This window comes from Salegentibacter sp. 24 (assembly GCF_004362395.1).
Classification (GTDB): Bacteria; Bacteroidota; Bacteroidia; order Flavobacteriales; family Flavobacteriaceae; genus Salegentibacter.
In genome coordinates, this window is record NZ_SNWE01000025.1 from 1 (window position 1) to 24,156 (window position 24,156).

General features: G+C 37.7%; 18 protein-coding genes. 3 read left to right on the top strand and 15 right to left on the bottom strand.

Annotated elements, in window-relative coordinates:
* Positions 1 to 17 precede the first annotated feature (17 nt).
* From thrC to DET49_RS15395, 5 genes are all read right to left on the bottom strand, one after another.
* Positions 18 to 1,310: a threonine synthase gene (gene thrC / locus DET49_RS15375; RefSeq protein WP_133549277.1), complete on the bottom strand. Its 1,293-nt coding sequence runs from the start codon at positions 1,308 to 1,310 to the stop codon at positions 18 to 20.
* A gap of 97 nt (positions 1,311 to 1,407) precedes the next feature.
* The gene (locus tag DET49_RS15380; RefSeq protein WP_133549279.1) at positions 1,408 to 2,331 is read right to left on the bottom strand and encodes a homoserine kinase; all 924 of its coding nucleotides are present in this window, start codon (positions 2,329 to 2,331) and stop codon (positions 1,408 to 1,410) included.
* Between the two features lie 3 nt (positions 2,332 to 2,334).
* Complete coding sequence (thrA, locus tag DET49_RS15385) at positions 2,335 to 4,782, bottom strand: bifunctional aspartate kinase/homoserine dehydrogenase I (RefSeq protein ID WP_133549281.1); 2,448 nt, start codon at positions 4,780 to 4,782, stop codon at positions 2,335 to 2,337.
* Positions 4,783 to 5,113: 331 nt separating this feature from the next.
* Complete coding sequence (locus DET49_RS15390) at positions 5,114 to 6,577, bottom strand: magnesium chelatase (RefSeq protein ID WP_133549283.1); 1,464 nt, start codon at positions 6,575 to 6,577, stop codon at positions 5,114 to 5,116.
* Positions 6,578 to 6,641: 64 nt separating this feature from the next.
* Positions 6,642 to 7,772 carry a vWA domain-containing protein gene (locus tag DET49_RS15395; RefSeq protein WP_133549285.1) on the bottom strand — a complete coding sequence of 377 codons (1,131 nt, stop codon included), beginning with the start codon at positions 7,770 to 7,772 and terminating at the stop codon, positions 6,642 to 6,644.
* A gap of 188 nt (positions 7,773 to 7,960) precedes the next feature.
* On the opposite strand from DET49_RS15395, the gene DET49_RS15400 reads away from it, so the two are divergent.
* Positions 7,961 to 8,776: a phosphatase PAP2 family protein gene (locus DET49_RS15400; RefSeq protein WP_133549287.1), complete on the top strand. Its 816-nt coding sequence runs from the start codon at positions 7,961 to 7,963 to the stop codon at positions 8,774 to 8,776.
* An 11-nt stretch (positions 8,777 to 8,787) separates the two neighbouring features.
* On the top strand, positions 8,788 to 9,864 hold the full coding sequence (locus DET49_RS15405) for an endonuclease/exonuclease/phosphatase family protein (RefSeq protein WP_133549289.1): 1,077 nt from the start codon (positions 8,788 to 8,790) through the stop codon (positions 9,862 to 9,864).
* On the opposite strand, the gene DET49_RS15410 is transcribed toward DET49_RS15405, so the two are convergent.
* The 4 genes from DET49_RS15410 to DET49_RS15425 form a co-directional block, all read right to left on the bottom strand.
* Entirely contained in the window at positions 9,861 to 10,271 is a 411-nt protein-coding gene (locus DET49_RS15410) for a two-component system response regulator (protein WP_133549291.1), read from the bottom strand. The genes DET49_RS15405 and DET49_RS15410 overlap by 4 nt on opposite strands.
* A gap of 29 nt (positions 10,272 to 10,300) precedes the next feature.
* Positions 10,301 to 12,055, bottom strand: coding sequence for a PAS domain S-box protein (locus DET49_RS15415; RefSeq protein ID WP_133549293.1), 1,755 nt, complete (start codon positions 12,053 to 12,055; stop codon positions 10,301 to 10,303).
* A 115-nt stretch (positions 12,056 to 12,170) separates the two neighbouring features.
* Entirely contained in the window at positions 12,171 to 14,342 is a 2,172-nt protein-coding gene (locus tag DET49_RS15420) for a PAS domain S-box protein (RefSeq protein ID WP_133549295.1), read from the bottom strand.
* Between the two features lie 27 nt (positions 14,343 to 14,369).
* Positions 14,370 to 15,728 carry a capsule assembly Wzi family protein gene (locus tag DET49_RS15425; RefSeq protein WP_133549297.1) on the bottom strand — a complete coding sequence of 453 codons (1,359 nt, stop codon included), beginning with the start codon at positions 15,726 to 15,728 and terminating at the stop codon, positions 14,370 to 14,372.
* A gap of 76 nt (positions 15,729 to 15,804) precedes the next feature.
* On the opposite strand from DET49_RS15425, the gene DET49_RS15430 reads away from it, so the two are divergent.
* On the top strand, positions 15,805 to 16,536 hold the full coding sequence (locus DET49_RS15430; RefSeq protein WP_133549299.1) for a tyrosine-protein phosphatase: 732 nt from the start codon (positions 15,805 to 15,807) through the stop codon (positions 16,534 to 16,536).
* A gap of 47 nt (positions 16,537 to 16,583) precedes the next feature.
* Here DET49_RS15430 and DET49_RS15435 read toward each other — a convergent pair whose 3' ends face one another.
* The 6 genes from DET49_RS15435 to DET49_RS15460 are packed head-to-tail and all read right to left on the bottom strand — an operon-like array spanning position 16,584 to position 24,128.
* On the bottom strand, positions 16,584 to 18,989 hold the full coding sequence (locus tag DET49_RS15435; protein WP_133549301.1) for a GumC family protein: 2,406 nt from the start codon (positions 18,987 to 18,989) through the stop codon (positions 16,584 to 16,586).
* Positions 18,990 to 19,772 (bottom strand): polysaccharide biosynthesis/export family protein, encoded by a 783-nt coding sequence (locus DET49_RS15440; protein WP_133549303.1) that lies wholly within the window; start codon positions 19,770 to 19,772, stop codon positions 18,990 to 18,992.
* A gap of 10 nt (positions 19,773 to 19,782) precedes the next feature.
* On the bottom strand, positions 19,783 to 21,759 hold the full coding sequence (locus DET49_RS15445) for a polysaccharide biosynthesis protein (RefSeq protein ID WP_133549305.1): 1,977 nt from the start codon (positions 21,757 to 21,759) through the stop codon (positions 19,783 to 19,785).
* A 12-nt stretch (positions 21,760 to 21,771) separates the two neighbouring features.
* On the bottom strand, positions 21,772 to 22,926 hold the full coding sequence (locus tag DET49_RS15450) for an aminotransferase class I/II-fold pyridoxal phosphate-dependent enzyme (RefSeq protein ID WP_133549307.1): 1,155 nt from the start codon (positions 22,924 to 22,926) through the stop codon (positions 21,772 to 21,774).
* A complete protein-coding gene (locus tag DET49_RS15455; RefSeq protein ID WP_133549309.1) occupies positions 22,919 to 23,521 on the bottom strand; it encodes an acetyltransferase in 603 nt (200 codons plus the stop codon). The genes DET49_RS15450 and DET49_RS15455 overlap by 8 nt, the downstream gene beginning before the upstream one ends.
* Position 23,522: 1 nt before the next feature.
* On the bottom strand, positions 23,523 to 24,128 hold the full coding sequence (locus DET49_RS15460; RefSeq protein ID WP_133549311.1) for a sugar transferase: 606 nt from the start codon (positions 24,126 to 24,128) through the stop codon (positions 23,523 to 23,525).
* Between the last annotated feature and the right edge of the window lie 28 nt (positions 24,129 to 24,156).

A 24,156-nucleotide genomic window follows, 5' to 3' on the forward strand; every position in this document is an offset into this window, starting at 1 on the left:
CAAACAATTTTACCAAATTACTGTATTAAGTATTCCTTTAATTCAGAGTAATCGGAAATTTCAATGGATTTTTTTTGTCTGTTCATAGCGTCTTTTATCGAAACCGGAATTTCTACCTTAGCTCCAATGACTCCTTCTACGGTTTCCAGGAATTTAACCGGGTGTGCGGTTTCCAGAAAGACACCATAGTACTCAGGATTCTCGGATAGAAATTCCTGAAGCCCCAGGTACCCAACTGCACCGTGGGGATCCATGACATAATTATGTTTGTCTTTAACCTCTTTGATGGCATTTCTTGTTTGGTTATCTGAATAACTAAAAGAAGAGAGTTGCTTTGATAAGGGCTTAAATTCATGATTAAAGAGTTCCAGAATACGTATAAAATTACTTGGGTTTCCAACATCCATAGCGTTAGATATGGTGGGAACACTGGGTTCAGGGTGATATTTCCGGGATTCCAAATAACGGGTAACTACATTGTTTTCATTATTGGAAGCAATAAAATGAGCTATAGGTAAACCCATCTTTTTTGCCAGCATACCCGCACAAATATTTCCAAAATTCCCGCTAGGCACGGAAAAAGCAAGCATATCTTTTTCAGCCAATTCTTTATAAGCAAAAAAATAATAGAACATTTGGGGTAACCACCGGGCTACGTTAATGGAATTTGCAGAAGTAAGTTGGCGTTTTTCACTAATTTCTGAATCAGAAAATGCTTTTTTGACCATGTCCTGGCAATCGTCAAAATTACCATTCACCTCCAGGGCCGTAATATTCTGGCCAAGGGTAGTAAGCTGTTTTTCCTGGATTTCACTTACTTTCCCTTTAGGATAAAGGATAACTACATCTATCCCTTCAACACCTAAAAATCCATTGGCTACCGCACCACCGGTATCTCCCGAGGTAGCTACCAGGACCGTGATTTTTCCAAGAGCGCCTTTTTTTACAAAATGTCCCAGGCAACCGGCCATAAATCCAGCACCAACATCTTTAAATGCCAACGTGGGCCCGTGAAATAGTTCCAAAGTTCCAATTTTATCAGAAATTGGAACTACAGGAAAATCAAAATCCAGGGTTTTTTTAAGGATTTGCTGGAGGCTGTCATCATCGATTTCATCATCAATAAATTGCTTTATAGCCTCGTAAGCGATTTCCTCCTTAGAAAGCTTATCCAGGTTTTGAAAAAATTCCTTCGGTAATGCCCCTATTTTTTCAGGAAAATATAATGCTTTTCCCGGAGCAAGGCCGCGAACAACGGCTTCTTCAAAGGAAACCTTGTGATTCTTATCGTTTAAACTAAAATATTTCATGTGTTTATATTTTGGCACAAATAGAGAAATGCAATACGAGAATTTAATTATTTCCGATATTATTCCTGTGTTTGTGTTCAGCCCTATGCTGGTTTTATTACGCTAATATTTTTATCCCTTCGGAATTGATTTTAGATAAATGCAGGTCAAAATCTATATTTTTATCCTGATAAAATTCCTGGAATTCCGCCTTCACCTTTTTCGCAACGATATCACCTTTACACATAGCAAAAACCGAGGGTCCAGATCCTGAGATCCCGAACCCCAGGGCTCCGCTTGTTAAAGCCAAGGCTTTAAGATCGTCAAAAAAAGGAATTAGGATAGAGCGCACGGGCTCTATGATTTCATCTTTTAAACTTCGACCCAAAAGCTCATAATCCTCCGTGTAAAGAGCACTTACCAAAGCGGCTAGATTCCCCCATTGGCTAATTGCTTTTTTCAATTCCACATTTTGCCTGATTACCGACCTTGAATCCCGTGTTTTGAGCTCAATTAACGGATGTAATACCAATATTCGCAGTTCCCCTAGGCTTGGTAAACTTATAATTTCAAGGGGCTCATAGCTTTTAACCAGGCTAAACCCACCTAGAAGGGCAGGTGCCACATTATCGGCGTGGGCATTGCCACTGGCAAGGCGCTCCCCTTCCATGGCAAACTTTATCAATTGACTAGCCGAAAATGGCTCCCCTAGTAATTTATTGATCCCAAAAACAGCTCCTGCAGCACTGGCCGCACTACTTCCAATACCGCTCCCGGCTTTGATATTCTTTTTTATTTCAATATCAAAACCCTGGTTCTCATCCAGAGCAGCTAACATGGCTTTTGCCGAAACCCCAGCTACATTTTCATCAACTTCCATAGGTAGGTCCTGCCCGGTAATTTTAGTAATGCGAAGTTCCTTCTCTGAATTTTTTGCAATAATCATCTCATCGCCTACCCCGTCTAAACAACAACCAAGCACGTCGAATCCGCAGGAAAGGTTCGCTACAGTTGCTGGTGCAAACAGTTTTATTCTTTCCATAGCCTATTTTTTACCTATTCTAATAACATCTGCAAAAATTCCCGAAGCGGTCACCTCGGCTCCAGCGCCGGCACCTTTTACAATTAAGGGTTGTTCAGGATAACGCTCGGTAAAGAACAACACGATATTATCGCTTCCACTAAGGTTATAAAAGGGATGTTGTGCATCCACAGCCTGAAGTCCGACAACCGCTTTTCCATTTTCCAACTGTGCAACGTATTTTAGCTGGGCACCTTTACTTTCTGCAGTTTTATAAATTTCCTGAAACTTCGGTTCATCTTTCTTTAGTATTTCAAAAAAGTCCTCGTTAGTGGTAGTGGCTAAACTTTCTTTAGATAAGAAATCTTCACTCTCAATATCTTCCAGTTCCATTTCGTAACCGCTTTCACGGGCAAGGATCAGTATTTTGCGTGCCACATCTACCCCACTTAAATCTATTTTAGGATCAGGCTCAGTATAGCCTTCTTCCATGGCCATTTCTACGGTTTTATAAAAAGGATCCTCTCCCTTATAGGTATTGAATACAAAATTCAGACTCCCGGAGAGCACTGCCTGGATTTTCTTGATTCTATCCCCCGAAGCAATTAGGTTTTTAAGAGTGTCAATTATTGGAAGACCTGCCCCCACATTGGTTTCATATAAAAAGGAAGCCCCATATTCGCGGGCGAGGTTTTGTAGTTCCCGGTAATTCTCGAAACTATCTGCACAGGCAATTTTATTACAGGTCACCACGGATACCGAATTGGCCAGATATTCCTTATACCAGGCAGAAATTTCGGCACTTGCGGTGTTATCTACAAAAATGCTGTTTCGAAGGTTAAATGCATCAACCTTTTCAAAGAATACAGCTTTATCAGCTTTTTCCCCTTTTTCCAAAGCTTCTTCCCAGTTTTGAAGATCAATACCATTTTCATCAAAAAGCATCTTTCTTGAATTGGAAAGTCCGTGAACGCGAACCTTCAGCCTTAGTTTTTCTAGTAAGAACCTTTCCTGTTTTTTTAATTGGTTTAATAATTTGCTTCCCACATTTCCTACCCCGGTAATAAACAAATTGAGTTCCTTTGAAGGCACTTCAAAGAATTGCTCATGCAGGGTATTGAGTGCTTTTTTTACATCTTTTTTTGCGATTACAGCAGAAATATTTCGCTCTGAAGAGCCCTGCGCTATCGCCCGAATATTGATATTATTATTCCCAAGGGCACTAAACATTTTTCCGCTTAAACCGTGATGGCTTTTCATCCGATCCCCCACCAGAGCCACAATAGCCACATTATCTTCTATTTCAACAGGCTTTATTTTCTTATACTGTATTTCCACCTCAAAAGCTTCATCTAAAGCTTCTTTTGCCAGCTGAGCCTCATCATCTTTTACCGCGATACAAATACTGTGTTCTGAAGAGGCCTGGGTAATTAATACCACATTGATATTCTCCTGGAAAAGCACCTCAAAAAAACGCTTGGAAAATCCTGGAATGCCAACCATTCCACTACCTTCTATATTTAGCAATTTAATAGAATCAATATGTGTAATCCCGGTGACCCATCTAAAGTTCTTTTCTGAAGATTTCGAAATAAGGGTTCCTTCTTCATCGGGTTTGAAAGTATTCTTAATAAGGATATTAATTTGTTTATCCAGCAAAGGTTGAAGGGTAGGCGGGTATAATACCTTAGCTCCAAAATGTGACAGTTCCATGGCCTCCTGATAGGAAATATCCTTGAGTGGATAAGCGTGCGGAACAATTTGAGGATTTGCCGTATACATTCCATTTACGTCTGTGTAAATAAGCACTTCTTTCACGTCTAAAGCAGCCCCATACAAAGCAGCTGTAAAATCCGAACCACCTCTACCCAGGGTGCTGGGAACCCCTTGTTCGTTTCGAGAAACAAAACCGGGAGCTATAAAAAGGGAAGCATCTTTTTGTGTAAAATACTTCTCGATGTTTTTATTGGTTAGCTGATAATTCACCTGAACCTTTTCGTTGGTATTTTTACAAACTATCAGTTCACGTGAATCAACATACTGAGAATTTACTCCGAGATTTTTAAAATATTCAGCGATAATTAGAGAAGATAAAACCTCTCCGAAACCAGCGACCACATGGCGGGTTTTGTTGGAAAGTTCGTTTAGCAGGTAAACGCCTTCATATAAAGTTTCCAGGCGGTTTAATTCGGTTTTCACCTTACTTAGAATACCGCTTTGAGAGTTTACCGGGATCAATTCCCGAACCGCTTCCAAATGCCTCTTTTCATTTCTTACCAGAATATCTTTATAGGTTAGATCTTCCCGGGAAGCAAGATCCGCCATTTCCAGCAAATCATTGGTAACGCCACCGAATGCAGAAAAAACCACCAGGGTTCTATCTTCCTTTAAATGTTTCTGAACTGTTTTTGCTACGAGTTTTATACGCTCTGGAGATGCCAAAGAGGTACCTCCGAATTTTAGGACTTTCATAAGTCGATTGATTAGAATTAGAATGATTTGTTTTTAAAAAAACAGGTGTATACGGAAGTGCTATGTAGAATTATACCCCAAAAGGGGTAATACGAATAATAGTCATGCCAGATATGCCCAAGCCAAAAATACTTGTTAAAATACGCAAATTAATATTTTTTGTAATCCTCATTTTTGACCATATTCTGGTGATAAAAGTATATAATTTTGGGGGTAATAAAAACAAAAATAGGCCTTTCGGGGAATAATTATGAATTTCTTTTTTTTATATAAAAAAAATACCCGATTAATAATTTAACCGGGTATTTTTTATTTTTATTTCAATAATTACTTAAAGATCACTAATATAACTACCATAGAGATCTTTAAATTGTACCCCTTTGGCAAAACGGTGTTTGCTAAGCTTCTTATATTCCACCAATGCCCAAAGCAAAAATTCCATTAAAAAATACCTGTCCTTTTCTGAGATTTTAGGCTGGTACTTTTTAATTAATTCGTTCAAAGGTTTTACAGCATCCAGTTTCTCCTTGTATTGGGTATTGGAAAGATCATCGGGTAATTCAAAACCACTTTCTTCGAAAAACCATTCCACTAAATCATCATAAGGAGTGGTTTCACTGGGTTTTTGTAACTTTTCTATTTTCGGAAAATACAGTGGAAATAAGGTTTTTACAGCGTCCCCAATTAATTGAAGTGCCACACTTGCAGCGCCTTCCTCTTCTCCTTCGTAAACAAGTTCTACTTTTCCGGTAATGGAGGGAATTACACCGAGAAAATCACCAAAGCGTAACAATGTTTGATCGTCACCAGATTTCAGCAAACGCCTTTCCGCGGTACTTAAGAGGTTTTCGTAAGCAGTAATACTTAACCTTGCACTGATCCCGCTTTTTTCATCTATAAATTCACTTTCCCGGGCTTCAAAACTAATCTGTTCCAGTAAATCTTTGGCTAGTTCAGGCACGTGCACTAATTCGCTTTGCCTTTTATCGAGTTTAGCTTCCTGAGCGGTAATTGTTTTTGCTATATCAATACTATCGGGATAATGCGTCAGGATCTGGGAACCAATTCTATCCTTTAAAGGGGTGACTATACTTCCCCTGTTGGTATAATCTTCAGGATTTGCTGTAAATACAAATTGTAAGTCCAGGGGTAATCTTAATTTAAAACCCCGGATCTGAATATCACCTTCCTGAAGAATATTGAATAAGGCTACCTGTATTCGTGCCTGCAAGTCCGGAAGTTCATTGATCACAAAAATACTACGGTTAGCACGAGGGATCATTCCAAAATGAATAACGCGGTCATCGGCATAGCTCAATTTCAAATTTGCAGCCTTAATAGGATCTACATCCCCGATCAAATCGGCTACCGTTACATCTGGGGTAGCCAGCTTCTCAAAAAACCGTTCCTCGCGGTGCACCCAGTTTATTGGGGTATTGTCTCCTTTTTCTTTTAAAAGCTCTCTGGCATACCTGGAAATTGGATGTAGGGGATCGTCGTTGATTTCTGAACCCTGAACTACCGGCATATATTCATCTAGCAAATTTACCATTAAGCGCGCCAGGCGGGTTTTTGCCTGACCTCTTAAACCAAGTAAATTAATATTATGTCTGGATAAAATCGCACGTTCCAGTTCCGGAATCACACTATCTTCATAGCCATGAATTCCCGGAAAGCTAGGTTCATTCTTCTTGATTTTTTCAATCAAATTTTCCCTGAGCTCCTCTTTAATTCCCCGACTTTTATATCCGGATTTTTTAAGCTCACCCAGGGTTTTTATATTTTCTATATTCATATGTGTTTTATTTTATATTTATTACCAATCCTGGACTAATGCCAAAACGAATTGCTTAATTGTTTTAATTGCCCCTAATTCTTTTCTTCCTATTGGTTTCGTAGTCTTCAAAAATCATTTCCCCCAGGCCTTTTAGGCCGGTGTAAAAAGCTTTGCCCTGATTTGCATAGGTAAACTCTCTGACAAACTGCATCAAATAGGGGTCTTGCGCAATCATAAACGTAGTAATGGGGATATGTAATTTACGTGCCTGACGGGCCATGGTGTAGCATTTTCCCAAAATATAAGGATCCAGCCCCATGCTGTTTTTATAATATGAGCCGTCACGCTCTTTTAAACAGCTAGGTTTCCCATCGGTTATCATAAAAATCTGACGATTGGTACTTCGCTTTCTTCGAAGGATATCCATAGCAAGTTTTAAACCAGCCACAGTGTTGGTGTGATAAGGCCCTACTTTAAGATAAGGTAAATCAGCTATAGAAACCGGCCAGGCATCGTCACCAAATACAATAATATCCAGGCTATCTTTGGGATATCTTGTCGTAATTAGTTCTGCCAGGGCCATAGCGACTTTCTTTGCAGGTGTAATACGGTCTTCGCCATATAAAATCATGCTATGGCTAAGGTCTATCATTAGTACGGTGCTCATTCGGGATTTGTAATGAGTCTCCTCTACAACCAGATCATCCTCTGTCATATTAAAATTCCCTATGCCGTGATTGATTTGAGCATTTCGCAGGCTTTCGGTAACCGAAATTTTATCGGGAGAATCGCCGAACTGAAATGCTCTAAAATCTCCTGTATGTTCGTCTCCCCTGCCTACGTGATTTGTTCTGTGGCTTCCAGAAGCACTTTTTTTCAATTTTCCGAAGATTTGGTCCAAAGCCTGCTTTCTAATAGCTCGTTCGGTTTTGGCTGTAATGGCCATCCCGCCACCTTCCTCCTGGGTTTCTTCCTTGATGTACCCTTTCTTTTTAAGGTCTTCTACAAAATCATCCAACGTATAATCTTCTGTAGATAATTTGTATTCCTCATCGAGTTGTTTGAGCCAGTCCAAAGCTTCGTCCAAATCACCTGAAGTATGCGTAATGAGTTCCTTAAAAACCTCGAAAAGCCTGTCAAATGGTGATTTTTCTGGTTCTTCAAATTTATCAAAGAGAAATCCGCGACCTTGTCTGTAATCTTTCTTCTTCATAATCTAAAATTACGGTATTTTAAATAGAATTGGAAAATCTTTCCCTACAACAGGGATTAAACTTATGTTAATCTGTAAATTTGTTAGTGCACGCATTGAGTATATATATTGTTATTCTTTTCTTAAAAACTTCAGCAATTACTATGGAGTTTAGAGATTTGAAGAATATTAAATTTATATCAGAACAGATGAAAAAAATATTGTTAAGCTTTTTTTGTTTCAGTCTTGTTGTTACAACCTACGCTCAGGATTCTCCTTATACTACCAAGGCTTGGGAAGACGCTGCTTATATTACTGGCGCTATCGGATTAAACATTTTAGGTTTTACTTTTATCCAGAATAAAGAGGCGCTAACCGAGGCGGAAGTAGCTGAATTAGATAAAAATGATATTGCAGGAATTAATCGATGGGCTGCAGGAAACTATTCTGAAAAAGCGGATGCCGCCAGTTATATTCCCTTTTATGCGGCCCTGGGTATGCCCCTGGCCTTTTTACCGAGCCAGGCGGAAAGAAATAATTTTGGACAGATAAGCGTTCTTTTTGTGGAAACCATGGCTACTACAGGAGTATTTTACACGATGAGTGCGGGTCTAGTAGACAAAAGCAGGCCCTTGGTATACAACAAGGAGCTTCCCATATCGGAACGTACCGAAGCCGGGGCACAACGTTCTTTTATTGCAGGTCACACAGCAGTAGCTGCGGCCGGGAGTTTTTTTGCTGCTAAAATTTTCAATGATTTTCATCCCAATTCGAAAGCCGTGCCGTATGTATGGGGAGGTGCTGCAGGTTTTTCGGTATTGATGGGTTATTTAAGAACAAAAGCGGGTAAACACTTTTTAACCGATAATATAGCGGGAATGCTAGTAGGTGCTGCCAGTGGTATTTTAATACCTGAACTGCACAAAAAAGGAAATGAAAATATTGATGTTTACCCTACTGCTAATTTTAATATTAACGGTACAGGGATAAACACCAAAGGATTAGGGTTTTCCTATAAGTTTTAAGCCAATTCTCAATGGAGATTTTAGACATCATAATGCTTGTAGTCTGTGGGCTGTTTTTAATTCCAAGCCTTGCTTCCGCCACACGTTTTGACCAGTGGTGGATTCGTGGGTTCGATTTTCCACGTCTACAAATTTCCCTGTTTATTACTGTGGTAATTGTACTGGCAATCCTGGTTTTTGATTTTTCCAAATCAATTCATTTTTTTGCAGTAGGCTTACTTTTATTAAGCCTAATTTATCAGCTTCAAAAAATTTACCCCTATACCATACTGGCTAAAAAAGAGGTTATGAAATTTGAGGATGGTGATCCAACTGATAATATTTCTATTCTTGTTAGTAATGTGCTGACTACCAATAACAAGTATCATAAACTTCTTGAAATTATAAATAAAAGGCAGCCGGACCTTTTATTGACCCTGGAATCTGATAAGAAATGGGAAGAGGCATTAAAAGATATAGAAAAAGAATATAAGTATACCGTACAAGTTCCTCAGAATAATCTCTATGGAATGCATTTATATTCTAAACTGAAATTAGAAGAAACCGAGGTCAGGTATTTGGTAAGAAACGATATTCCTTCTATTCACGGTTTTGTAAGATTAGATGATAATACTAAAATAAGAATTCATTGCATGCATCCAAGACCTCCAAGCCCTTCTGAAGCAGATACTTCAACAAATCGTGATGCGGAGCTACTGATGCTGGGAAGAGATGTAAGAGAACAGGATGAAAGCGTTTTGGTTTTTGGCGATTTAAATGACGTAGCCTGGTCCAGAACTACAAGGTTATTCCAACAGATGAGTGGCTTGCTGGACCCAAGGATTGGGAGAGGTTTTTTTAATACTTTCCACGCAGATTATCGGTTTTTTAGGTGGCCGTTGGATCATGTTTTTCACAGCAATGATTTTACTTTAATAGAGATTGCCCGGGAAAAACACATAGGTTCTGATCACTTCCCGATGTATATTAAATTGAATTTTGAACGCAAAGCCGAAGAAGAACAAGAGAAACCAGAAGCGGAAGAAGAAGAAAAAGAATGGGCACAGGAAAAAATTGACGATGCCAGGCCCAGAGAAAAAGGGGTTTAGACACGCTCGAAAAAATGGCTTATTTCCGAGATTTCTTTAATTTTCTCACAATCCTGGGCTGAGATAGGTTTTTCAATAAAGTACCGTACGGTGCTATATTTTTTTGCTTTTTCCTTGTCTTTCCGGTCTATTGAAGAGGTTACCATAATCACATGGTAATTTGATTTTTTTTCGTGACTCTCGAGGCAATCTAGAAAATCCCATCCATCCATATGAGGCATATTGATATCTAAAAGAATAAGGTAATCTTTTTCTAGGTCAGATTGTCGGTCCTTGATAATATGCTCTAATGCTGCCTGGGCCAGATTAAAACTAATAGGGTGTGAAGCGATCTCGAAATTGGTTATCATTTTCTTCTGAATAAAAACCACAATTTGATCGTCATCTACGATTATTACTTCAAGCATTTTTAAAGATTTAGGTAGGGCACAAAAGCTTAAAATTCTTCTTCAGTTTTATTCGCAATTTTTCTGATTACCTTATCAAGCTCCTCAGACGAATTTAAGATATTATCTATAATTTCCTCAATATTATCGAGGTTATTTCTCTGATTTTTCAATAATTCAATCAAACCCATGATTCTTGCTAAAGGAGCCCTGACTACATGGTATTGGGTCCAGGCTATCTCCCTAAGCCTTTCGTTACTGCGTTCAATAGCGTTAATATACTTTCTTCGTTCAGTAATATCCTGCATAGAACCGATTATACGGGAAGGTTGATCATTGGCATCAGTAATTACATAACTACGGTCAAGGATGTATTTATAGTTTCCGTTGGCGCATTTGAACCGGTATTCTATATTCAGTAGTTTCTGGCCCCTTTCGTGAATACCTCTTGAGGCTTCTATTACCCGTTCCTTATCATCCGGATGAATTTTGTCCTGCCACCATTGTTTCGATGTTTCTATTTTATCTTTTGTATAGCCAAAAGTGTCATATATTGCATTGCTATATTGAAAAACATCATTCTTTATATTATAATCCGAAATTAAATCACTGGTGGCTTTGGCAACTATATCATAACGCTCCAGGCTTTCTCTTAATTGTTTTTCCTGAACCTTGAACTTGGTAATATCCCTGGAATTTGCCACCAATCCATTGACCGCGGGATCATCTCTTAAATCACTAATTATGGTTTCTAACCAGCGCCATCCTCCGTTACCGTCTCTATATCTATAAGAGGGTAATTGATATGCTTTTTTCTTTCCTAAATACTGAATTTTATTCTCAATTCTTTCGCGGTCTTCCCTATGTATAAAATCAAATACATTTCTACCCTCAATTCTTTCCGGGTTGACCCCTAAAATATTTTTAGCACTAGGACTTACATAGATATAATTAAAGTTTTCATCAAGGATACTAATAAGGTCACTTCCATCCTGGACTAGGGCCTTAAAACGCTGCTGACTATGCTTTAACCTTTCCTCGGCCTTTAATCTTTCCGTTATGTTGTGGGCTAAGGTAACCCTGGCCTGGCGTCCGCCAAATTGAATGGGATTACTTTGAACATCGATGTAAATACCTTGACCACTTTTGGTATGATGTTTTACTTTGACAGTAAAAAAATCGTGAAAATTTTCTTCTACTGTTTTTTCAATTCTATCTGGATCCTCGGCCCAAAGATCTCGGACGGTCATTTCCATAAACTCTTCCCGAGAATATCCATACAACTCTATTGCGGCCTGATTTACACTAAGGAATTCCAGACTATGCCTGTCTAAAACCCACATAGGGAGTGGACTAAAGTCAAAAAGAGTACGATATTTTTCTTCAGATTCATAAAGCTGCCGCTGTACTTTCTTTCGTTCCATACTATAATGGATACTTTTTGAAAGATTGGAAGCGCTGATTTCATCTTTAAGCAAATAATCGGATACCCCCCAGGATAGGGTTTTAACCCCGTATTCTTTATTGGTATAACCAGTAAGAACTATAACTGGTGCTCCATAAGATAAGGCCAGGATTTCCTTGACAAGAATTTCGGTATCGTTAATATCCGGAAGGGATAAATCGAGTAATATAGTATCAAAATTCGAAGGAACCTTCAGTAGACTTTTCGCCGATTTAAATGTTTCGGCGCGTTGTAATTCCAATGCATTATGTTCCTCGGAAAGATAATCTTCAATAAGAATAAAATCGCCCGGGTTATCTTCGATAACTAAAACCTTTAATTCCCCAGACCTTTTCTTCATTAAAAAAAATTTAAAGTAATTATCTCGAATTCTATAAGCTGAACAAATTACCTTTATAAAAGTTATAATATTTTAGCTTCAGCACCACCGAGAACTCGCCTTGTGAGTAAATATACTAAATTTGTTTTGGGATTGTAAAATAAAAGCTACTCCCTTTACCATAGACGGAATCCACCCATATTTTCCCGCCAAAACCTTCTACAATTTTTTTGCAGATGGCCAAACCTATCCCTGTTCCTTCATATTGATCCCGTTGATGCAGACGCTGAAAAATAATAAAAATCTTTTCTTTGAATTCTTCTTCAATACCTATCCCGTTATCTCTTATTTCAAACTCCCAGACATTTTCCTTTTCAAGAGCTGAAATGCGAATTTTTGGTAATCGCTCTTTTGAATAATACTTCAAAGCATTCCCGATTAAATTCGAAAATAATTGCTTTAAAAGTGGTTCTTCAATTTTCAATTTTGGAAGCCTATCAACCTGGATTTCTGCTTTCTTTTCTTCAATGCATCTTTTCTGAAGCGTTATCACTTCAGCAACCAGACTATCTAGCTCTACAGCAGTAAGTTTGTGTTCCACTCTACCCACTCTGGAATAATCCAGTAGATCTAAGATTATTTGCCGCATTCGTGTGGCACCATCGTGTGCAAAATAAATATACTGTTGGGCCTTATCGTCCAGTTTATGGTTATACTTTTTTTTAAGTTGGCTTAAAAAACTGGTCACCATTCTAAGAGGCTCCTGGAGATCATGGGAAGCGATATATGCAAATTGCTCCAGTTCTTTATTAGACAAAGCAAGTTCATCGGCATGCTTTTTCAATTCCCTGTTTAATTCTTCTAAAGCTTTCTCCTTTTGCTTAATTTCCGTTATATTCCTTGATATCCCTACCAGGCCTTTTTTATTATCCCCAAATTTAAACGGGACCTTGGTTAAGAGTGTATATTCTAAATCCCCATTAAAGTTTTTTACAATGTCTCCTCGATTGATTACGGGAATTCCCTGATTCATAACCTTGGTATTATCCTTCATAATTTCTGAGGCTTCTTCTTTTGGAAAAAAATCGGATGCAATTAATCCCAAACTTTTCTGTTCATTATCAACTCCCAGGTAATGCTTATAAAAACTATAATTAGTCAAAATGGTTTCGTGCTTTTCATTTACCACAAAAATATGGTCGGGAATATAATCTATGATGGCCCTAAACATATTACGTTCAGCCAGTAATTTTTGCTCAATATGTACTTGTTTGGTAATATCCTTTGCAATCCCGTATACCCCTGTTATTTCATTATTCACGTAAATTGGAAAATTAGTAACATCGAGAACCGTTTTTGTTCCTTTCAGACCTACGAAATTAGTCTTGTAACGTTGTACTTCGCCAGATACAGCTTTGAGCGAATGAGTGATAACCCGTTCCCTGTCTTCAGAAGGAATTAAAGGTAAAAAATTAATTTCCTGCGCACTTTCTCTCGAGCCTTCAACAAGCTTCAAAGCACCTTCATTAAGATCTATGAAATTTCCTTTCAAATCAAAAGAATAAACAGCATCAGGATTATAATCAAATAAAGATTGAAAAGCCTGCATGTTGTTTTCGGCAATTAACTCCTGTCTTTTTCTTTCTGAAATATCGACTATGGCAGTACTGGTTCGTTTCTCACCCTTGTGGTTAGTATAAATAACAGAATGAACTTCACAGGGAAAAGTTTCACCATTCTTTTTTATACCAGTCAATTCTCGTCTTATCTCCCCGACTTCATTCCTTTGTTGTACCGCCTTCTCTAATTCAATGTTCTTTTCAATTATATCTTCCCTACTTAATTTCCTTAACTCTTCAAAGGTATACCCAAACAACTCGCATGCGGACTTATTGACATCTATAATCGGTCCCTTTGGATCCGATAAAAAAATTGCCAAGGAAGAATTATCAAGCATATTTTTAACTTGAACAATATGTTCTGGATATGCAGGTTCTATTCTATTAGTTAATTTCAGAGATATAGAAAAGGATTCAATATTTCCATCAATATCCACACAGGGACTACCAAATATATCTAGATCTTCTGCATCTGTAAAAGAAATGTTACTATGAAAAATTCCATTATTCTTTTTAAAATCACTTTTAATTTTTTTTGCAATCTTTCCTGGAAAAACACTAGATAAGCATAAATCTACTTTTAGTGAATTATTAAAATAATTCTTTACAAAATTTTCAGAAGCTGGGTTCCAGGAGATAACTTCAGCATTTTCATTTATTTTTAAAACAGGTGTATATATTTGCTTCATCGGGGCGAAGTTTGCTAGAATGATGCTTTACAAAATTGATTTTGAAATAGAGAGTCCTGCACCAAAATTAGGACCATCAATTTCGCTAAAATCAGCTCCCAGTTGAAGATTTAAGTTTACTACATTTTGCAAAAGATTTAGATCAAAATAAGTGGAGATTATGTGGTAACCATCTACATTTCCGCTTCCCTTTCCGCCGTAATTTTGTCTAAAACTTCCCAGAAATCGATACGGAACTTTCTTAAAAGCCATTCCCGTTAAACCTATATGGTGTGCAATTAATTTGTTGTTGGCAATTCTGAAACGATCAGGGCCCAGTGTGATGAATGGTAGCCCGATCACACGGTTTTCATAAGTCCAGCCAGAGCGGTATAAATTGTTATTAAAGTAATTATCAGTTCCATCGGTAGTTGGTGTATTTTTACTCTGATTTTTTGTATAATAGAATTCGTACATCACTGCCTTAAACCAGGAATCTTTTGCAGCTTTAGGGTCTTCTATAAAAACACCATAGCGACCGTCTGGTGTATTTCTAAGTAGGCTTCCCGAGCCGTCTTCAAATAGATGGTTATAAATAATCTCTACATTATACCCGGCCAAAATTGTTTTAATAGTTATCTCGTAACTTCCCAGATGGTTCCCTAGTCCGTTAATTTCTTCTGTTGAGAGCTCATCCATGGCATCCTCGCCTACACCTTTTCCGGTTACTACCCTGGTATAAGCTTCAAAATCTGAAGGTAAATCCCCGAAAACGGGATGTGTCCCCCCCCACTGGACAAAGTGTCTTAAACCTGCAGAAATCTGGAACTTCGGAGATGATTTATAGATTAAATGAAAACTTTTATGATGAAGTCTTGTATTTTCCACAAACCGCTCATCATCCATTAGATATTCTTCATAGGAAGCTTCAAACCCAAGTCCACGATTGTTTTTAAAAAATATAGGCCTTCTGGTAAAAAATCTTACCCCAGGTAGTGGCCTGGCATTGAGCGACCATAATATATTCTGATTTGTAGCACTCAAACCACGGTACAATTCCTGGCGCTGTTTTCGTCCAGCAACTATTCCGAGCCAGGAATTACTGAAAGCCACATAAGCCTGGTCCAACTGTAATTTATCAGAATATCCATCCTGGTAAAGCGCTCCAAGCCCAACTTCTAAATTTGAATTTCCGGAAAGATTATATATTCCTGAGACACTGATCAATCCGGAAAAATTGGTTGTTTCATCTATTCTTCCTCTTTGGTTGGTATGTAACCAAAACGGAGAATTATCCTCTGAATATATTAAACCGGTCCCGCTCACCTGGCTTTTAAAATCCAATTTCTGGGCATGGAGTGAAAAAAATAACGAGAAAAATAAAAGGGAAAGTAAACTTTGTTTCATAAGTAGGCGTTAAGGCTATTCAAATATGTCTAATTCGAATTAAAAATATGTAATTTTATGCATCTAAAACTTAGAAATGCTATCCATTTTTCAGAAAAAAATATTTTTAGTTGATTTACTGGAAGGGTTCACAGATTTCCATAATCATTTATTGCCCGGTATAGATGATGGTGCAAGCAATACAGAAGATGCTATTGCGATGATTGAGAAGTTCAATCAATTCGGTATAACTGACTTTGTTGCAAGTCCTCACATTATGGGAGAATTCTACCCCAATACTCCAGAAACTATTTATCCTGCTTTAGAGAAGCTAAAAAAAGCACTTCCAAAAGGTAATTCATTAAAGGCTGCCGGGGAATATATGATGGACCACTTCTTAATAGAGCAGATGGAAAAGGAGAATGTGTTAAATGTGGTAGAAAACCATGTTTTAGTGGAAATGTCTTATTTCCAGGCCCCGATTAATTTAGCCGAAATTCTTTTTAAAATTCAGAACAGAAATCTAAAACCTATATTAGCTCATCCCGAACGCTATGCCTTTTTCCATGGAAGTAATCTTAATAAGTATGAAGATCTAAAGGCACGGGGCTGCAGTTTTCAAATGAATATGTTATCTCTTACACCGCATTATGGTATTGCAATGCAGAAAACCGCACATCAACTTCTGGAAAAAGGTATGATAGATTTTATAAGTAGCGATGCCCACCGCTTAGCCCACCTGGAAAAGATAGAAAAGATAAAACTCAAGAAAAATCAACTTCCCCTGATCGAACCCATAATTGAAAAATCCAAAACTTTGTTTAGGTAAATAAAGCTTTGGATTTCTAAAACTCACTCTATATCTAGTAGAAATAATTATGATTTTTTTCCCTTCATTCTGTTTATTATTCGTTTCCAACGGGATTCCTTGTCAACTCCGTATCCATAGCCATACCCATAAGAATAGCCATATTTAGCTCCATAAGAAAACTTAGAATAATCCACATCATTCAAAATGATAGCAGGACTTTTGATCTTGCCTTGTTGTTTAAGTTCTTTTGGGAAATCAAGCATTTTCTTATCGGTTAAATCGGCACGAACCACGTAAAGCGTGGTGTCGGCCAAAGGACTAATGAGTAAGGTATCTGTCACTATCATGGTAGGAGCCGTATCCACCAGTACATAATCATACACTTTGGAAGTATATTGTAAAAGCTGCTCCATCCGATCGTTCATAAGCAGTTCTGCCGGGTTTGGGGGAATCGGGCCGGAAAGCACCATATCCATCTTAATACTACCACTTTGATCTTTAGAAATTATTTGTTCTTCTCTAACCTCAAAATCATAAAGGTAGTCTGAAAGTCCTTTTTCACCCATACTGACATCTGCATAGCGATGTAGTTTTGGGTTCCTGATATCAGCTCCAATTAAGAGAACTTTTTTTCCAGTACTCGCCAGGGTTCGGGCCATATTATAAGAAACAAAAGTCTTACCTTCTCCTTTAATTGTAGAAGTAATATATATAATTTCTCCCCTTTCCTTTTTTTTGTTTTGAATCAGGTATGCCAAATTGGTTCTTAAAATCCTAAAAGACTCTGCTAATGGTGAACGGTCATTGAGTTCGATTTGTTCGCTTTGGTCACTGGTTATTCTTGGAACCTCACCAATAAACGGTACATGTTTCGTTAAACCTTGTAATTCTCCTTTATGATGGACTTTTGTATCCAGCATATTTTTAAGAAAAATAATTAGAATTGGGATAATTAATCCAATTAAAAATCCACCAACTAAAATTAACCAGGGCTCAGGATCTACCGGGGAATCAATAGTAAAAGCATCATCAATTACGCGTGCTACTGAAGCTGTTGCTGCAAAAGAAATAGCGGCTTCCTCCCTTCTCTGTAACAAAAATAAATAAAGCTGTTCTTTAATTGTTTGTTGCCTCTGAATACTTCGCATTCCTTTTTCCAAACCTGGAAACGTACTAAAGGCTCCCTGGGCAATATTTTCACGTTCACCAAGCTCTCTTAACCTTAAATTCAGTGAATTACGGGTGCTTTTAATACTTTCAAAGAGATTTTCCCTTAAACTATCGAGTTGCTCGGTTATGGTCTTTACAATAGGATTTCGTTCTGTACCACCTTCCAGGTACAGGTTACGCTCCATAATTAAAGTATTATAGGAATTTACAAGACCGGAAATCCCACCCTCACTTATTCCTACCTCAGGTAAAAGTTCATAATTCCCCTGATTTCTTAATAATTCTTCAATTGATTTTAAAAGTTCTAACTGAGTCTCCAGGTTAAAAATTTCCTGCTCCGCAGCAGAAAATTTCGTTTGGAACTGGGAAGCACCGCTACCCACATCCATTATTTGGTTCTCCCTTTTAAATTCTGCAATATTTCCTTCCACAGAATCTAATTCAGAGGTGATCATCTCCAGACGGTCCTGAATAAAAGCGGTAGTATTTTCTGCTACCTCCTGTTTATCTTTAATACCCTCCTCATTAAAACGGTGCATTAACTTATTGAGAAAATCTTCAGATTCTTCCGGAGTCGTCTGTACAATGCTTAAAACCAGGATGTCCTGGGCCTGACCTTTTTGCGAAATTTGCATTTTAGAAATATATTCGGCGGCTACATCACTTAGCGGACGAATTCTTATATGAACTGGGCTTGTTCTTCTAAAAGTTCCCTCAACCTTTCCGGATTTTGGTAAAATGGTAAACTTTATATCCCCCAGTGTAATGATTTCTCCTATTTTATGGGTCTCTGAATATTTGCTCGTTTCCTCTTCCAGAATAAAAGAGGTGTCAGAGATCGGGGTTACAAATAAGTTTTTAGAAATAGAATGAATAATAGCTTCCGGGGTAAGAAATTCTATTAAAACCGGGCTTGATTCGTATGCCTCAACAGTAATAACATTTCCCTCAATAAAATAACTGATATTATGATCCAGTTCATCAACTACACTTTCTACCAGTTGCTTAGATTTTAATTTCTCAATATGATTTTGAATTCCATCATCCCCCAGGGAAAAAATAGCACCTCCGGCGGACGGGGAGGCATTCATTGCGTTATTTCCCTGATCATCCACGATCATCATCGTGGCTTCGGTTCTATATTTAGGAATGGTATACCTATTGTATAAATAAGCTAGTAAGCCACCTATTAGAAAACCCAAAAGAATCCATTTCCAATAGGTAAGATATTTAAAAAGCTCTGCTTTTAAATCGAAGGTGGATTCTTCTTTTTCTTCTGTGAAGTCGTTTAATTCTTCCATCTATCTGGTGAAAATTAAAATTAAACTCAGTACTGAGCTAACTAGGCCTAATATACTGCTTGGACTACCAAAAAAACCGGCGGATTTCATTCTTCCATATGTCGGTTCCACATAAACAATATCATTCTGTTTAAGATAATAATAGGGACTATCAAAAAGATCAACTTCAGTCATATCTAAATAACCTACTGATTTCACTCCGTCTACCTCACGGATCACCATTATATTCTCCCTTTGTCCTGAATAAGTAATATCACCGCTCATAGCTAGTAACTCAGGCATCGAAACCCGTCCATCGGTAATTTGAATACGGCCGGGAGCACCTACTTCTCCTAAAACAGTCACGCCGAAATTAACAATTCTGACATCAACTACCGGATTCCTTACATATTCAGAAATTTGCTTCTGTAATTTATTTTGTATCTCTGTACGGCTCATGCCTTCAACGTCTACGGTACCAAGTACCGGGAAATTTATAGTGCCCTCAGGACTTACCAGGTAGCCAGTTAAAGAAAGATTTTGGCCTCCGCCACCTTCAGCTTGTCCTCCTCCTTGTTGATTCATCTGGAAAGGAGCTACAATTTCTTCATTAACTGATGAGGAGGAAACATTAATTCTTAATACATCGTTAGCTTCTATTTTTGGCTCATATTCCAACAGATTTTTTTTACCCTCAAGGCTTTCTGCGTTGTTAAAATAGACCACATCATCTTTTGTGGCACAACTTGATAGGAGTATACTTAAAATAAGAAACATTCCTAGTTTCTTAACTGATATTAACATGCAGTTTATTTTATTTACTTATTACTTCTTCTTTACTATCTAGACTCTCGAAAGTAGAGTTATTACTTTTAAATTCCGGAATGAGGATTTTTAATTTTTTAACCATCTTATCAGCTTTTAAAGAATTGGCCGATTTTATTATGCTTTCTATTTTCTCACTGATGTGTTCATAATCCCTAACCACTTCCTGACCTATCATAATTTTTTTATGATGTGTTGGCAATGTTTTACACTCATCATTCAATAATTCCTCGTATAGTTTCTCTCCTGGCCGTAATCCGGTAATTTTCACCTTAATATTCTTATTAGGGTCATAACCGGCAAGTTTAATCATTTTTATGGCCAAATCCATAATTTTAACCGGTTCTCCCATATCAAAAATAAAGATTTCCCCTCCTTTTCCCATAGCTCCGGCTTCTAGAACCAGTTGACAAGCCTCTGGAATTGTCATAAAATATCTAATGATATCTGGATGGGTAATGGTTACAGGGCCTCCTTTTTCTATTTGTTTTTTAAATAGTGGAACTACAGATCCATTTGAACCTAAAACATTTCCAAAACGGGTAGTGATAAACTTAGTTGTATTTATATCATGAATTGTTCGTGAATGGTAAAGTGATTGCACATACATTTCTGCCGCCCTTTTGGAGGCTCCCATGACATTACTTGGGTTTACCGCTTTGTCGGTTGAAACCATAACAAAATGAGTAACCTTATATTTCAAAGAAAGATCAGCAAGGTTTTTGGTGCCCTGAATATTTACAAAAACGGCTTCATGCGGATTTTCCTCCATTAAGGGAACATGTTTATATGCAGCAGCGTGATAAACCACATCAATCGATTGATTTTGGAACATCAGTTCCAAGCGCTTTAGATTTCCGACATCGCAAATAATAAATTTACAATTCAACTCTGGATACTTGGCTTGTACCTCAAGACTTAGACTGTGTAAAGGAGTTTCAGCCTGATCCAGAATTATTAGCTTTTTTGGATTATATTGGGCAACCTGTCTCACAATTTCGCTCCCGATGGAACCCGCACCCCCGGTTACCAAAATTGTCTTTCCAGTTAATTGTGCAATCTTATTTTCCGGATTAAGTTTAATCGGCTCCCGCTCTAAAAGGTCTTCAATTTGAAGCGATTTAACCTTCTTGGCAATAGGTTGTGTATCTTCTCCCCAGGTAGAGATAATGGGAGCATTAAAAACTTTTACATTATTTTCAAGACAGTCCTCTACAAATGAAAATTTCTCTTCTGCTGAAAAATTATTCTCAGAAAGAATAATAGCTTGCGCATTAACCGATTCAACGGCCTTATGAATTTCTGCGGAATAATTAATTACCGGCTTATCCAGCAAACGGATACTTTTATTATGTCTTTCATTGGTTAAAAATCCGACGATTTTAAACCTTCTGGGAATTTCAATATCAAGCGCACCAGCTATAGAAATTGCATTTTCATCTGCTCCCAGGATAACCGCGTTTAAAATATCCTCATCCCTGCTAACCAATTTAAAATACTCATAGATCTGTTTTACTCCCAATCTAAATAGAAATAGTAAAGAAAACGAAATACACAAATTGATTAATAACCCACCTACCAAAAAGAGCTTTTCACCTATGACGAAATAAGTAATATAGTTGATGAACAATAAAGTTATAAAAGAACTAATGGTAGCAAGCAAAAGCTTTAATGCATCTATATTGGAAGAATACCTAATAATTCCCGCGTAGGTTTTAAAAATATAGAAATAAAATGTATGCACTGCTATTATAATAAATGCTTTATCGTAAAAACTCAGTACCGTATAGTAATTTGGAGTAAGGTCGACAACAATTAAAACAGTAAATAAGGTGGAAATAGCTACCAGGGCAAGGTCTATTAAATAAACTGCCCATCTGGGAAGATATTTGATATTTCTTAAATCCAATGCATTGTCAGTACCCGACAGAATATTTCTTAATGCATTATTTACTTTATTCCCCATAATCCAACACTTCTACTTTCTAAAACAGGATAAAACTCCGGTTTTAATACGAGCTTTTTCCTCCTGGGTCAAATTAGAACCCGAAGGTAAACAGAGCCCATTCTCAAATAACTGCCCAGCAACCCCCTCTCCGTAAAAAGGAGCATTTTTAAACACGGGTTGCATATGCATAGGTTTCCACAAGGGCCGACTTTCAATATTTAATTTTTCAAGATGTAAACGCAATTTTTCACGACTTATTCCACCGGTCCTATTTTTATCAAGGCTAACTACACTTAACCAATGGTTACAAAAATAATCATCGTTTGGGGCACTAAAAACTTTGACCCCTTCTATTTCAGAAAACAAATTTACATAAAAATCGTGCATTTGCCTTCTTGCCTCCACCCGGTCATCTATCACTTCCATTTGGCCTCGCCCTATACCTGCAGAAATATTACTTAGCCTGTAATTATAACCAATTTCACTATGTTGATAATGCGGCGCGGCATCTCTTGCCTGGGTAGCTAAAAAAACTGCCTTATCTTTTGCAATTTGAGACCTGGTTACCAAAGCTCCGCCTCCAGAGGTAGTGATAATTTTGTTTCCGTTAAAAGAAAGTATCGCATATTCTGCAAAAGTCCCGCACTTTTCCCCTTTATAAGTACTACCTAAAGCTTCAGCAGCATCTTCCACTACCGGGATTTCATACTTCCGGGCAACTTTATGGACTTCATCTACCTGGTAAGGCATTCCGTATAAATGTACGGCAATTATTGCTTTTGGTTTTTTTCCTTTTGAAATTCTGTCCTCAATTGCTACCCTTAAGGCTTTAGGACAGAGATTTAAGGTTTTCTCCTCGCTATCAATAAAAACCGGGCTAGCACCTAAATAAGCAATAGGATTTGCGGAAGCCGCAAAGGTCATACTTTGACAAACCACTTCATCCCCTGCTTTGACCCCTAGCATTATCAATGCAAGATGCAGGGCGGCTGTCCCAGAACTTAAAGCAGCTACGGCTCCTTCCCCAGAGGAATTTGTAAAAAGATATTTTTTTATATCCTCTTCAAACCCATTAACATTGGGTCCCAAAGGGGCTACCCAATTTTGCTTAAAAGCTTCATTGACGAATTTTTGCTCATTTCCGCCCATGTGGGGAGATGATAACCAGATTTTATCTTTATTCATTTAAATATTTTATTACTTTTCCAGGATTTCCGACCACTACAGCAAAATCCGGCACATCTTCAATTATAACAGCACCAGCACCTATGGAAGCCCATTTTCCTATTCTTACTCCGGGTATAACCGAAGTCCCTGTACCGACCTGCGTACCCTCGCCAACATTTACATTGCCCGTAATTACGGTGTTTGGAGCTATGTGCACAAAATCTTCCAGAAATACATCGTGTTCAACAACTGCACCAGAATTTATAATACAATGTTTTCCAATTTTTGTACCCGAATTAACAATAGCTCCCGGCATAATAACGGTTCCTTTATCACACTCAATATTTGGCGAAATAATTGCCGAGGCATGACTAAGTGCCTCAGAGAATAAGCCCGTAAACCTGCGGGCAACTTGCTTTCTAATTACATTATTGCCTATTGCAAAGACCGTGGGAGTTTTTAAAAGTTCTTCATTAGGCTTATGAATAACTTTAAACCCCATAAATTCTTCAATTTCAGTGTTGTCGTCAAAAATAGACACCAGTTGAATATTTCTGCTTCTCAGTATATCATAAACAACTTTTCCGTGACCGCTTGCTCCGTATATATTCATATTAGTTTTTTCCGTTAAAAGCTTCTGTGGTAGCCATATTAGCGGTATTAATTCCCTCTGAAATCATTACTTTTTTAACTGTTTTAAATATGATACTTAGATCCAGCAAGAAAGACAGGTTTTCCACATACCAAACATCATATTCAAACTTCTTGGTCCAACTAATAGCATTTCTTCCATTAACCTGGGCCCAACCGGTAATCCCCGGTTTGACCTTGTGCCGTTTTTTTTGCCTTTCAGAATATAAAGACAAATACTGGGGCAATAAGGGTCTGGGACCTACCAAACTCATATCCCCTTTTAAAACATTTATTAATTGGGGAATTTCATCAATAGAAGTTTTTCTAACAAATCTTCCAATCGCTGTTAATCTTTTATCATCAGGAAGCAAATTTCCATTTTCATCCTTCTGATCGGTCATTGTTTTAAACTTTATAATTTTGAAAATTCGCTCATCTTTCCCCGGTCTTCTCTGAAAAAAAAAGGGTTTTCCATTATTGGCCAAAACTAATAAAAGTAAGATTGGAATTAATAACGGACTTAGCACTAATAATGCCATAAAAGCAATAAAAAAATCAAGGAAATTTTTAAAAAAATGCCTGTACATAGAAGAACTAGGGGATTTGTGGTAACCA

What these genes read in the sequence shown, in the direction of transcription:
- thrC (WP_133549277.1), bottom strand. Translation starts at nt 1,310, where the DNA reads ATGAAATATTTTAGTTTAAACGATAAGAATCACAAGGTTTCCTTTGAA.
- DET49_RS15380 (WP_133549279.1), bottom strand. Translation starts at nt 2,331, where the DNA reads ATGGAAAGAATAAAACTGTTTGCACCAGCAACTGTAGCGAACCTTTCC.
- thrA (WP_133549281.1), bottom strand. Translation starts at nt 4,782, where the DNA reads ATGAAAGTCCTAAAATTCGGAGGTACCTCTTTGGCATCTCCAGAGCGT.
- DET49_RS15390 (WP_133549283.1), bottom strand. Translation starts at nt 6,577, where the DNA reads ATGAATATAGAAAATATAAAAACCCTGGGTGAGCTTAAAAAATCCGGA.
- DET49_RS15395 (WP_133549285.1), bottom strand. Translation starts at nt 7,772, where the DNA reads ATGAAGAAGAAAGATTACAGACAAGGTCGCGGATTTCTCTTTGATAAA.
- DET49_RS15400 (WP_133549287.1), top strand. Translation starts at nt 7,961, where the DNA reads ATGAAAAAAATATTGTTAAGCTTTTTTTGTTTCAGTCTTGTTGTTACA.
- DET49_RS15405 (WP_133549289.1), top strand. Translation starts at nt 8,788, where the DNA reads ATGGAGATTTTAGACATCATAATGCTTGTAGTCTGTGGGCTGTTTTTA.
- DET49_RS15410 (WP_133549291.1), bottom strand. Translation starts at nt 10,271, where the DNA reads ATGCTTGAAGTAATAATCGTAGATGACGATCAAATTGTGGTTTTTATT.
- DET49_RS15415 (WP_133549293.1), bottom strand. Translation starts at nt 12,055, where the DNA reads ATGAAGAAAAGGTCTGGGGAATTAAAGGTTTTAGTTATCGAAGATAAC.
- DET49_RS15420 (WP_133549295.1), bottom strand. Translation starts at nt 14,342, where the DNA reads ATGAAGCAAATATATACACCTGTTTTAAAAATAAATGAAAATGCTGAA.
- DET49_RS15425 (WP_133549297.1), bottom strand. Translation starts at nt 15,728, where the DNA reads ATGAAACAAAGTTTACTTTCCCTTTTATTTTTCTCGTTATTTTTTTCA.
- DET49_RS15430 (WP_133549299.1), top strand. Translation starts at nt 15,805, where the DNA reads ATGCTATCCATTTTTCAGAAAAAAATATTTTTAGTTGATTTACTGGAA.
- DET49_RS15435 (WP_133549301.1), bottom strand. Translation starts at nt 18,989, where the DNA reads ATGGAAGAATTAAACGACTTCACAGAAGAAAAAGAAGAATCCACCTTC.
- DET49_RS15440 (WP_133549303.1), bottom strand. Translation starts at nt 19,772, where the DNA reads ATGTTAATATCAGTTAAGAAACTAGGAATGTTTCTTATTTTAAGTATA.
- DET49_RS15445 (WP_133549305.1), bottom strand. Translation starts at nt 21,759, where the DNA reads ATGGGGAATAAAGTAAATAATGCATTAAGAAATATTCTGTCGGGTACT.
- DET49_RS15450 (WP_133549307.1), bottom strand. Translation starts at nt 22,926, where the DNA reads ATGAATAAAGATAAAATCTGGTTATCATCTCCCCACATGGGCGGAAAT.
- DET49_RS15455 (WP_133549309.1), bottom strand. Translation starts at nt 23,521, where the DNA reads ATGAATATATACGGAGCAAGCGGTCACGGAAAAGTTGTTTATGATATA.
- DET49_RS15460 (WP_133549311.1), bottom strand. Translation starts at nt 24,128, where the DNA reads ATGTACAGGCATTTTTTTAAAAATTTCCTTGATTTTTTTATTGCTTTT.